7 protein-coding genes are annotated in these 9,930 nt (G+C 72.3%); 5 read left to right on the forward strand and 2 right to left on the reverse strand.

The window, feature by feature from the left end:
* Positions 1-192 precede the first annotated feature (192 nt).
* The 3 genes from ACWCP0_RS38025 to hemW all read left to right on the forward strand — a co-directional run bounded on the left by ACWCP0_RS38025 (position 193) and on the right by hemW (position 5,833).
* On the forward strand, positions 193-2,082 hold the full coding sequence (locus ACWCP0_RS38025) for an AMP-dependent synthetase/ligase (protein WP_451083309.1): 1,890 nt from the start codon (positions 193-195) through the stop codon (positions 2,080-2,082).
* Between the two features lie 535 nt (positions 2,083-2,617).
* A complete protein-coding gene (locus ACWCP0_RS38030) occupies positions 2,618-4,501 on the forward strand; it encodes a SpoIIE family protein phosphatase (RefSeq protein ID WP_451083315.1) in 1,884 nt (627 codons plus the stop codon).
* Between the two features lie 99 nt (positions 4,502-4,600).
* The gene (gene hemW, locus ACWCP0_RS38035; protein ID WP_451083310.1) at positions 4,601-5,833 is read left to right on the forward strand and encodes a radical SAM family heme chaperone HemW; all 1,233 of its coding nucleotides are present in this window, start codon (positions 4,601-4,603) and stop codon (positions 5,831-5,833) included.
* Between the two features lie 97 nt (positions 5,834-5,930).
* Here hemW and ACWCP0_RS38040 read toward each other — a convergent pair whose 3' ends face one another.
* The gene (locus ACWCP0_RS38040; RefSeq protein WP_451083311.1) at positions 5,931-6,731 is read right to left on the reverse strand and encodes a DUF3097 domain-containing protein; all 801 of its coding nucleotides are present in this window, start codon (positions 6,729-6,731) and stop codon (positions 5,931-5,933) included.
* Between the two features lie 10 nt (positions 6,732-6,741).
* Positions 6,742-7,473 (reverse strand): MBL fold metallo-hydrolase, encoded by a 732-nt coding sequence (locus ACWCP0_RS38045; protein ID WP_451083312.1) that lies wholly within the window; start codon positions 7,471-7,473, stop codon positions 6,742-6,744.
* 207 nt (positions 7,474-7,680) lie between these two features.
* Between ACWCP0_RS38045 and hrcA the strand changes: the two genes are divergently transcribed.
* Both hrcA and dnaJ read left to right on the forward strand, forming a co-directional pair.
* On the forward strand, positions 7,681-8,697 hold the full coding sequence (gene hrcA / locus ACWCP0_RS38050) for a heat-inducible transcriptional repressor HrcA (RefSeq protein WP_351227478.1): 1,017 nt from the start codon (positions 7,681-7,683) through the stop codon (positions 8,695-8,697).
* Positions 8,697-9,839 (forward strand): molecular chaperone DnaJ, encoded by a 1,143-nt coding sequence (dnaJ, locus tag ACWCP0_RS38055; protein ID WP_351227476.1) that lies wholly within the window; start codon positions 8,697-8,699, stop codon positions 9,837-9,839. The genes hrcA and dnaJ overlap by 1 nt, the downstream gene beginning before the upstream one ends.
* Positions 9,840-9,930 lie beyond the last annotated feature (91 nt).

A 9,930-nucleotide genomic window follows, 5' to 3' on the forward strand; every position in this document is an offset into this window, starting at 1 on the left:
CTGCGGCGCGGGGGCTCCTTCGTTATCAAGCGGCAGCCCGCAGCCTCTTACGTGGCGGAGCACGGCGCTCTACCCTGATCTCGCTCGAGGGTTACTCGTGAGTTAAACAACTGTGACCAGTCGTGCAATCAGAGTCAGTCGTGCAGTCAAAGCCAGTCGTGCAGCAACGCCGCAGCAGGCCCGGAGGATGTCGTGACCGACACACAGACCCAGATCGAGAACCGACCGCCCTCCGTGGCGACCCTCTTCGTCCAGCGCGTGGCGGCGACTCCCGATGCGGAGGCGTACCGCTACCCGGTCCCCTCCGCCACCGGTCAGGGGCCCGATGAGTGGAAGTCGCTGAGCTGGGGCGAGGCCGCCGAGCGCGTGTACGCCATTGCGGCCGGATTGATCGACCTGGGCGTGCAGCCCGAGGAGCGGGTGGCGCTCGCCTCCTCCACCCGGGTGGAGTGGATCCTCGCCGACCTCGGCATCCTCTGCGCGGGAGCGGCCACGACGACCGTCTACCCCCAGACCAACGCCGAGGAGTCGGCGTACATCCTCTCCGACTCGGAGAGCCGTGTGCTCGTCGCCGAGGACGCGGCCCAGCTGGCCAAGGCCCGCGAGAAGCGCACCGAGCTGCCGCACCTCCAGCACGTCGTCGTGATCGACCCCGCCGCCGCCGAGCCGGCCGAGGGCGACCCCGAGGGCTGGGTGGTCTCCCTCGCCGACCTCGAGGCGCGCGGCGCGGACCACCTCACCAGGCATCCGAGCGCGGTCAAGGAGCGGGTCGAGGCGATCACCTCCGAGCAGCTCGCCACCCTCATCTACACCTCGGGCACCACGGGCCGCCCCAAGGGCGTCCGCCTGCCGCACGACAACTGGTCGTACATGGCCAAGGCGATCGCCGCGACCGGCCTCGTCACCCAGGACGACGTCCAGTACCTGTGGCTGCCGCTCGCCCACGTCTTCGGCAAGGTGCTGACCTCCGGCCAGATCGAGGTCGGCCATGTCACCGCCGTCGACGGCCGCGTCGACAAGATCATCGAGAATCTGCCGGTCGTCCAGCCGACCTACATGGCTGCCGTGCCCCGCATCTTCGAGAAGGTCTACAACGGCGTGGCCGCCAAGGCCCGCGCAGGCGGCGCCGCCAAGTACAAGATCTTCCAGTGGGCCGCCGGGGTCGCGCGCGCGTACGCCAAGGAGTCGCAGGACAACTTCCGCCGCACCGGCACGGCTTCGGCCTCCTTCGGTCTCACCGCCAAGCACAAGATCGCCGACGCGCTCGTCTACTCCAAGCTCCGCGAGGCCTTCGGCGGCCGGCTGCGCGCCGCCGTCTCCGGCTCCGCGGCCCTCTCGCCCGAGATCGGCTTCTTCTTCGCCGGCGCAGGCATCCACATCCTGGAGGGCTACGGCCTGACGGAATCCAGCGCCGCCTCCTTCGTCAATCCGGGCGAGGCCTACCGCACCGGCACCGTCGGCAAGCCCGTGCCCGGCTGTGAGGTCCGTATCGCGGACGACGGCGAGATCCTGCTGCGCGGCCCCGGCATCATGCAGGGCTACCACGGGCTGCCGGAGAAGACCGCGGAAGTCCTGGAGTCCGACGGCTGGTTCCACACCGGTGACATCGGCGAGCTGTCGGCCGACGGCTATCTGAAGATCACCGACCGCAAGAAGGACCTCATCAAGACCTCCGGCGGCAAGTACATCGCCCCGGCCGAGGTCGAGGGCCAGTTCAAGGCCGTCTGCCCGTTCGTCTCCAACATCCTGGTCCACGGCGCGGACCGGAACTTCTGCACCGCCCTCATCGCCCTGGACGAGCCGGCCATCCTCGGCTGGGCCAAGGAGAACGGCCTCGACGGCAAGCCCTACGCCGAGGTCGTCGCGGCCCCGCAGACCGAACAGCTCATCGAGGGCTACGTGAAGCGCCTCAACGAGGGCCTGCAGCGCTGGCAGACCATCAAGAAGTTCCGCCTGCTGCCGCGTGACCTCGACATCGAGCACGGCGAGCTGACGCCCAGTCTGAAGCTGAAGCGGCCGGTCGTGGAGCGCGAGTACAAGGACCTCATCGAGTCGATGTACGAGGGCTCGCGAGAGGCGTAGCCACGCGCGAGGCACGGAACCGCGGAAGCACAGAAACGCGGAACGCGGAAGCGCAAAACGCGGAACGCGGAAGTACAGAAACGCGGAAGGCGCAGCAACGCGTGGGCCGGGGCGGCGCAGGGGTGTGGTCCTCTGCCCGGCCCGGCCCGCAGCCGACCCCCGTACGGCCCCTGGGAGCCCCGCGCGGGGGTTTCTTCGTCGTGGCACGGTGCGACACCGGCTCGCCCCGTGCCGATGTCGCCGTGCGGCCCCGCAGCCCGCAGTCCGCGGTCGCTGCCGTCCGCGATTGCTGCCGTCCGCGGTGGCGAGGCGCGGTGGCGTGCGGCGTGGATCCAAGCACTCTCCCCGTGCGCGCACCAGCGCGTTTCGGGCCGCCTCGGCGGCCCGCGTACCACCTCCGGGGTAGGGCCGTGACCTCCGAGTTCGATGACTCGCCGCTTACGGGCGGCCTCTTTCTGTCACTCTGTCCGTGTCATCAGTCGCCCGTGGGGCGACGCCAGAGCCGGACAGGAGCCGCAGCGTGGGGTCTGTTCCGATGCAGCAGGAGACCACTCACCGGTCGGTGCACCTCATCTCGCCGCGCGGCGACGCGCGGGCCGCGGCGCACACCAGCCTGCCCGGCAATCCGCTGGCCGCCTCCGCCGCGCGGCGGTTCGTGCGGGCGGCGCTCGCCGACTGGACGCGGCTCGGGATGGTGGCCACGCGAGGTGCGGACCGGCTGGCCGACGACGCCGTGCTCGTCGTGAGCGAGCTCGTGACCAACGCAGTCGTCCACGCGGGGACCACCGTGGAGGTGGCCGTACGGCTCGACGTGGCGAGCGACGACGATCCCGCCTCGCTGGTCGTCGAGGTGTCGGACCACCATCCGGCGCGGGCCGTACGGAGCGACGCTCCGGACCCGGGAGCCGCGTCCGGGGAGCCGGAGTACGGGCGGGGGCTCCAGCTCGTCGCCGCGCTGGCCGCGTCCTGGGGGATCACCTACCGGCCGGGGCTGAAGGCGGTGTGGGCGCGCATGGCGCTCGACGGGCGCGGGGCCGCGGGAATGGCACAGCGCGGGCTGCGGGCCGCCGAGATCCTCGCCCCGGCGCCGCGCAGGGCCGTGCGGGACGACCGGGACTGGACGGGCCGCGGGGCGCTGTCGTTTCTCGCCGAGGCGTCCGACCTGCTCGCCGGGCAGCTCGACGAGGACATGGTCGCGGCGCTGGCCGGCCAGCTGCTGGTGCCGCGGCTCGCCGACTGGTGCGCGGTGTGGCTGGACGGCGAGACGGGGCCCGTGCCCAGGCTGGCCAAGGTCTGGCACGCGGACGAGTCCGCCACCGAGAGCCTGCACGCGGTCCTGGCCAAGGAGCCGCCCCGGCCGGCGGACGACGCACGCGGCGCAGCCGTGACCGTCCCCGTGGCATGGCCGCCCGAGGCCGCCCCGGCCCGGGAACGGACCGCCGTCGCGGTCCGGCTGACCGCCGGCGCCTCGCCCGTGGGCACCCTGCTGCTCGGCCGCGAAGGTTCGCCGGACGGCCGCGCAGGCGTCCCCGGCGAAGCGACCGCGCTGATCGAGGACTTCGCCCGCCGCGTCGGCCTCGCGATCGGCGCCGCCCGCGCGTACACCCGGCAGGCCACCATCAGCCGGGTGCTCCAGCGCGGGCTGCTGCCCGCCCAGGTCGCGCAGATCCCCGGCGTCGACAGCTCCCTCGTGTACGAGCCGAGCGACGAGGGCCTCGCAGGCGGCGACTTCTACGACATCTTCCCGGCGGGCAACGGCGGCCGCTGGTGCTTCATGCTCGGCGACGTCCAGGGCAGCGGCCCGGAGGCCGCCGTCGTCACCGGCCTCGCCCGCCCCTGGCTGCGCCTGCTCGCCCGCGAGGGCTACCAGGTCGGCCAGGTCCTCGACCGGCTCAACGGGCTGCTCCTCGACGACGCCATGGAGGCCGCCGAGGCGGCGGCACTCATGGTCGCGGGCCCCGCGACCGCGAGCGCCCACCACGGCACGCACGACGGCCCTCAGTCGCGCTTCCTGTCCCTCCTGTACGGGGAGCTCACCCCGCTCCCCGACGGCGTCGGCGTCCGCTGCACCCTCGCCTGCGCCGGCCACCCGCTCCCGCTGCTGTTGCGCCCGGACGGCACGGTCCGCCCGGCCGCCGCGTCGCAGCTGCTCCTCGGAGTCGTCGAGGACGCCGCGTACGAGAGCCAGACCTTCGACCTCGAGCCGGGCGACACGTTGCTCTGCGTCACGGACGGGGTCACCGAGCGGCGCTCCGGGCAGCGCATGTTCGACGACGGCGACGGGCTGGCGCGGGCGCTGACGGAATGCGTGGGGCTCACGGCCCAGGGTGTCGCCGACCGGATAAGGCAGGCCGTGCACACCTTCGCGGACGCCCCGCCGGACGACGATCTCGCGCTGCTGGTGCTGCAGGCGCGCTGAACGCCTGCCGGCCGTGAGCGCCGGCTGCCCGCTGAACGCCGGGATGTCCGGCGAACGCAGCTGTCCGGCACGCTCCGCACGTAGCGGACAATGGGGCGTATGCCCTCCGTACTGCCTGATGGCGAGCCCATGCCCCTCGACGGGGCGCTGCCCGCGCACGCCCTCACGGGCGCCGGCGACCGGCCCCTCGGCTTCTATCTGCACGTTCCGTACTGCGCCACCCGCTGCGGCTACTGCGACTTCAACACCTACACGGCGACCGAGCTGCGCGGCAGCGGCGGCGTGCTGGCGTCCCGCGACAACTACGCGGACACGCTGATCGAGGAGATCCGGCTCGCCCGCAAGGTCCTCGGCGACGATCCCCGCCCGGTGCGGACGCTCTTCGTGGGCGGCGGTACACCCACCCTCCTCGCCGCCGCCGATCTCGTACGGATGCTCGGGGCGGTGCGTGACGAGTTCGGTCTCGCGGACGACGCCGAGATCTCGACGGAGGCGAACCCCGAGTCCGTGGACCCCGCGTATCTGGCGGAGCTGCGCGCCGGGGGCTTCAACCGGGTGTCCTTCGGGATGCAGAGCGCCCGGCAGCACGTACTGAAGGTGCTCGACCGCACGCACACTCCGGGGCGGCCCGAGGCGTGCGTCGCGGAGGCGCGGGCGGCGGGCTTCGAGCACGTCAACCTGGACCTCATCTACGGCACGCCGGGCGAGAGCGACGACGACTGGCGGGCGTCGCTGGACGCGGCGATCGGGGCGGGGCCCGACCACGTGAGCGCGTACGCGCTGATCGTGGAGGAGGGCACGCAACTGGCGCGGCGGATCCGGCGCGGCGAGGTGCCGATGACGGACGACGACGTGCACGCGGACCGGTATCTGATCGCCGACGAGGTGCTGTCCGGGGCGGGCTTCGACTGGTACGAGGTGTCGAACTGGGCCACCTCGGCGGCGGGGCGCTGTCTGCACAACGAGCTGTACTGGCGCGGGGCCGACTGGTGGGGCGCCGGGCCGGGCGCGCACAGCCATGTGGGCGGGGTGCGGTGGTGGAACGTGAAGCATCCCGGCGCGTATGCGGCAGCGCTGGGGGAGGGGCGCTCGCCCGGGGCCGGGCGGGAGGTCCTGGCGGAGGAGGACCGGCGCGTGGAGCGGGTGCTGCTGGAGCTGCGGCTGCGGGAGGGGTGTCCGCTGTCGCTCCTCAAGCCGGAGGGGCTCGCGGCGTCGCGCCGCGCGCTGGCGGACGGGCTGCTGGAGGCCGGGCCGTACGACGACGGGCGCGCCGTCCTCACCCTGCGCGGGCGGCTCCTGGCGGACGCGGTGGTCCGGGACCTGGTCGACTGAGCGGCCACGCGGCCGGACGGACCGGGCCTCCGGGCCCGGGGGCACGTCGACGGCACCCGCTGCCGTTGCGCCCCAGCGGAGCGACTGCCCACAACGGTTACCCGGTCACGAAGTCGATCAGCTCTTCCACCCTCCCCAGCAGCGCCGGTTCCAGGTCCTTGTAGCTGGTGACCCGCGACAGGATGTGCTGCCAGGCCGCCCCCGTGTTGTCCGGCCAGCCCAGGGCGCGGCAGATGCCCGTCTTCCAGTCCTGGCCGTGCGGGACGGAGGGCCAGGCCGGGATGCCCAGCGAGGAGGGCTTCACCGCCTCCCACACGTCGATGTACGGGTGGCCGACCACCAGGACGTGCGGGTCCGTGACCGACGCGGCGATACGGGACTCCTTCGAGCCCGGGACCAGATGGTCCACCAGCACGCCCAGGCGGGCGTCGGCCGACGGGGAGAAGTCCGCGACGATCGACGGCAGGTCGTCGATGCCCTCCAGGTACTCGACGACCACGCCTTCGATGCGCAGGTCGTCGCCCCACACCTTCTCGACCAGCTCCGCGTCGTGACGGCCCTCCACGTAGATGCGGCCCGCGCGGGCCACCCGGGCGCGGGCGCCGGGCACCGCGACCGAGCCGGAGGCGGTACGGGTGGGCCGTGCGGGAGCGCCGGATGCGGGCCGGACGAGAGTGACGACCTTGTCCTCCAGCAGGAAGCCGCGCGGCTCCAGCGGGAACACCCGGTGCTTGCCGAAGCGGTCCTCCAGCGTCACCGTCCCCGCCTCGCAGCGGATCACCGCGCCGCAGAACCCGGTGGTGACCTCCTCGACGACCAGGTCCGGCTCGGCAGGAACCTCCGGAACGGGGGCGGACCGCTTCCACGGCGGGGTCAGGTCCGGGTTGTAGCTGCGCATTGGGCAGACGCTACGACACCGTGAACCGCCGGGCCAGCTCGTCCCGTTGGGCGCGTACGAATGCGGCGTCCACCACCGCCCCGTGCCCCGGTACGTACACCGCGTCCTCCCCGCCCAGCGAGAGCAGCCGGTCCAGGGCCGCCGGCCAGCGGGAGGGGATCGCGTCCGGGCCCGCCTGGGGGTCTCCGGACTCCTCCACGAGGTCGCCGCAGAAGACGACCTCCGGTTCGGTCGCCGTGCCCGGTACCAGCAGGGCCAGGTCGTGGCCCGAGTGGCCCGGGCCGACGTTCGCGAGCAGGACCTGCCGGCCGCCGAGGTCCAGCGTCCACTCGCCGGAGACGACATGCTGCGGCGGCACCAGCACATCCGTGGCCTGCGCCGCGTCGGCCGGCGCCACCCCGTGGCGGATGGCGTCGTCGCGCAGCACGTCCCGGTCCCGGACGAGCAGGTCGTCGACGCCCACCGCGCCGTACACGTGCGCCGCCGAGAACGCCGCCGTGCCGAGGACATGATCGAAGTGCGGGTGGCTGAGCGCGATATGGGTCACACGACGGCCGCTGAGGAGGGTCTGGACCTGGGCCCGGAGTTCGACGCCCTCGCGGAGCGTCGAGCCGGTGTCGTACAGGAGGACCGAGTCGTTCCCGACCACAACTCCGGCCGTCGCGTCCCAGATCGGCAGGCGGCGCCGGCCGACGCCGTCGGCGAGCCGTTCCCAGCCGAAGTCTTCCCAAGCGACGTCCATACGGCGACGCTATCCCGGGCGACCAGCGGCGTCCCTTCGACAGGGTGCCCGGCCGCCCTTGCTCGGGGCGTACCCACCGGCCGTACACTGGCCCGGGGAAGGCTGGCACTCCGAAGCAGTGAGTGCCAAGCGACCAGGCCGAGCAGCAAGGCCGAACGGCAAGGCAAGACCGACCAACCCGCCGATGATCAGCTGGAGGTGCGCGCGATGCTCAGCGAACGCAGACTCGAGGTCCTGCGCGCCATCGTCCAGGACTATGTCGGCACCGAGGAGCCCGTCGGCTCCAAGGCCCTCACCGAGCGCCACAAGCTCGGTGTGTCGCCCGCCACCGTGCGCAACGACATGGCGGTGCTGGAGGAGGAAGGGTTCATCGCCCAGCCCCACACCAGCGCCGGACGGATCCCGACGGACAAGGGCTACCGGCTCTTCGTCGACAAGCTGGCCGGCGTCAAGCCGCTGTCCACGCCCGAGCGGCGGGCGATCCAGAACTTCCTCGACGGAGCCGTCGACCTCGACGACGTGGTGGCCCGTACGGTACGGCTGCTCGCGCAGCTGACCCGCCAGGTCGCGGTCGTCCAGTACCCGTCGCTGACCCGCTCGACCGTGCGGCACGTGGAGCTGCTGTCACTTGCTCCGGCACGCCTGATGCTCGTGCTGATCACGGACACGGGGCGGGTCGAGCAACGGCATGTGGACTGCCCGGCTCCGTTCGGCGAGACCTCGCTGGCGGATCTGCGGGCCCGGCTGAACAGCCGGGTGGTGGGCCGCCGGTTCACGGACGTGCCGCAGCTGGTGCAGGACCTCCCCGAGTCGTTCGAACTCGACGACCGGGGTACCGTCTCCGTCGTGCTCTCGACTCTTCTCGAAACCCTCGTGGAGGAGACCGAGGAGCGGCTGATGATCGGCGGCACCGCCAATCTGACGCGCTTCGCACACGACTTCCCGCTCACGATCCGGCCCGTACTGGAGGCGCTGGAGGAGCAGGTGGTGCTGCTGAAACTGCTCGGCAATGCCAAGGACTCGGGCATGACCGTACGGATCGGGCACGAGAACGCCCATGAGGGCCTCACCTCCACGTCCGTCGTCGCGGTCGGCTACGGTTCGGGCGACGAGGCAGTCGCCAAACTCGGCGTGGTCGGACCGACCCGCATGGACTACCCCGGAACGATGGGAGCGGTACGCGCAGTGGCACGTTACGTCGGACAGATCCTGGCGGAGTCGTAGTGGCCACGGACTATTACGCCGTACTCGGTGTGCGTCGCGACGCCTCGCAGGACGAGATCAAGAAGGCTTTCCGGCGGCTGGCTCGGGAGCTCCACCCGGATGTGAATCCGGACCCGAAGACGCAGGAGCGCTTCAAGGAGATCAACGCCGCCTACGAGGTGTTGTCCGACCCGCAGAAGAAGCAGGTCTACGACCTCGGCGGCGACCCGCTGTCCGCGTCCGGCGGCGCCGGCGCGGGTGCCGGAGGCTTCGGCGCGGGCGGCTTCGGGAACTTCTCGGACATCATGGACGCCTTCTTCGGCACGGCGTCCCAGCGAGGGCCCAGGTCGCGGACGCGGCGCGGGCAGGACGCGATGATCCGGCTGGAGATCGACCTCAACGAGGCGGCCTTCGGCACGACGAAGGACATCCAGGTCGACACCGCTGTCGTGTGTACGACCTGCTCGGGCGAGGGCGCGGCGCCGGGGACCTCGGCGCAGACATGTGACATGTGCCGGGGCCGCGGTGAGGTCTCGCAGGTCACCCGGTCCTTCCTGGGCCAGGTCATGACGTCCCGTCCCTGCCCGCAGTGCCAGGGCTTCGGGACCGTCGTCCCGACGCCGTGCCCGGAATGTGCGGGCGACGGCCGGGTGCGTTCGCGTCGTACGCTGACCGTGAAGATCCCCGCCGGTGTCGACAACGGCACCCGCATCCAGCTCGCCGGCGAGGGCGAGGTCGGGCCCGGTGGCGGCCCTGCCGGTGATCTGTACGTCGAGATCCACGAGGTGCCGCATCAGGTCTTCCAGCGGCGCGGCGACGATCTGCACTGCACGGTGACGATTCCGATGACCGCGGGCGCGCTCGGCACGAAGGTGCCGCTGGAGACGCTGGACGGGATGGAGGAGGTCGACATCCGCCCCGGGACCCAGTCCGGGCAGTCGATCCCGCTGCACGGGCGCGGCATCACGCACCTGCGGGGCGGGGGCCGTGGTGACCTCATCGTCCACGTCGAGGTGCAGACGCCGTCGAAGCTGGATCCGGAGCAGGAGCGGTTGCTGCGGGAGCTGGCGAAGCTGCGGGGCGAGGAGCGGCCGCTGGGGCAGTTCCAGCCGGGGCAGCAGGGGTTGTTCAGCCGCCTCAAGGACGCGTTCAACGGCAGGTGAGGGGGCGCCCCCTCACCTGGCTCCCCCTGCGGGGGCGTGGTGGGCGGGGTGGGGGCGTCCGCGTCTCAGCCTCCGTACACGTGGGGCGCGA

It is taken from the genome of Streptomyces sp. NPDC001970 (genome assembly GCF_053594115.1).